This window comes from Streptomyces sp. NPDC102467 (assembly GCF_044765445.1).
Taxonomy (GTDB): domain Bacteria; phylum Actinomycetota; class Actinomycetes; order Streptomycetales; family Streptomycetaceae; genus Streptomyces.
Genome location: NZ_JBIWKA010000074.1, coordinates 1 through 1,285 on the forward strand (window position 1 = coordinate 1; position 1,285 = coordinate 1,285).

Annotated in this window: 2 protein-coding genes; both read left to right on the forward strand. The window is 67.3% G+C overall.

Annotation, left to right across the window (positions count from 1 at the left end; genetic code table 11):
- Positions 1 to 68: 68 nt before the first annotated feature.
- Positions 69 to 368, forward strand: coding sequence for a transposase (locus ACIREE_RS42695; RefSeq protein ID WP_404164994.1), 300 nt, complete (start codon positions 69 to 71; stop codon positions 366 to 368).
- Positions 365 to 1,252 carry an IS3 family transposase gene (locus tag ACIREE_RS42700; RefSeq protein WP_404164996.1) on the forward strand — a complete coding sequence of 296 codons (888 nt, stop codon included), beginning with the start codon at positions 365 to 367 and terminating at the stop codon, positions 1,250 to 1,252. The genes ACIREE_RS42695 and ACIREE_RS42700 overlap by 4 nt, the downstream gene beginning before the upstream one ends.
- Positions 1,253 to 1,285: the final 33 nt, after the last annotated feature.

The window sequence follows — 1,285 nt, forward strand, 5'->3', positions numbered from 1 at the left end:
TGGAGCTTCCCCTTGATCGTGGACACCTGGAGACTGGGATCTTGAGGTTCCAGAGGAAGTAGCACCAGGTGGGAAGCAAGCACACGAAGCGGTACACCGAGGAGTTCAAGCGGGACGCGATCGCGCTCGTCGACTCCTCGGGCAAGACGGTTACCGCCGTCGCCCGGGAGCTCGGCATCAGCTCGGAATCCCTGCGCGGCTGGTACCGCCGGGCGAAGGCGGACCGGGGCGGGGGCGAGAGCGGTGAGCTGACCAGCGCCGAGCGCGAGGAGCTCAAGCGGCTGCGCAAGGAGGTCCGTGAACAGCAGCAAACGATCGAAATCCTGAAAAAAGCGACGGCCTTCTTCGTGAAGGAGAACGACCGGTGAGCGAGCTCTACCGGTTGATCCATGCGGAGAAGGCGACGTATCCGATCGTCCTGCTGTGCCGGGTGCTGAATGTCGCCCGCTCCTCCTACTACGCCTGGCGCGAGGGCGAGGCCGCCCGCCGTGCCCGGCAGGCCGCCGACGACGCGCTCGCCCACGAGATCACCGTGGTGCACATCGCCTCCCGCCACACCTACGGTGTACCGCGCATCCACGCCGAACTGCGCCGCCTGGGCCGGCGGGTGAACCGCAAGCGCGTCGCCCGGGTGATGCGTGAACGCGATATCCGCGGCGTCACCCGGCGCAAGAGGCGCTCGCTGACCCGGCCGGACGCGAAGGCGAAGCCGGCCCCGGACCTGATCGGCCGCGATTTCCACGCCGAGCGGCCCGGGACCCGGCTGGTCGGCGACATCACCTGCCTGCCCACCGCCGAGGGCTGGCTCTACCTGGCCTGCTGGCTGGACCTGGCCACCCGCGAGGTCGTCGGCTATGCCATGGCCGACCATCACCGCGCCGACCTCGTCGTCGACGCCCTGGACATGGCCCACGGCCGGGGCCAACTGGAGCCCGGCTGTGTGATCCACAGTGATCGCGGCAGTGAATACACCTCGGCCCAATTCCGACACAAAATAGGGAAGTTGGGCCTGCGGCAGAGCTGCGGACGCACCGGATCATGCTTCGACAACGCTGCCGCGGAGAGCTTCTGGGCCCTGCTCAAGGAGGAAATCGGCACCCGTACCTGGCCCAACCGGGCCACCGCCCGAGCCGAGGTCTTTTCCTTCATCGAAACCTTCTACAACCGCCGCCGCCTGCGCAAGCACCGGACCTTCGGCTACCTCACTCCCGCCGAGACAAGGCAGCGGCATCAACACACCCTCGCGGCATAACGATCACGTGTCCGAGATCACGGGGAAACTCCA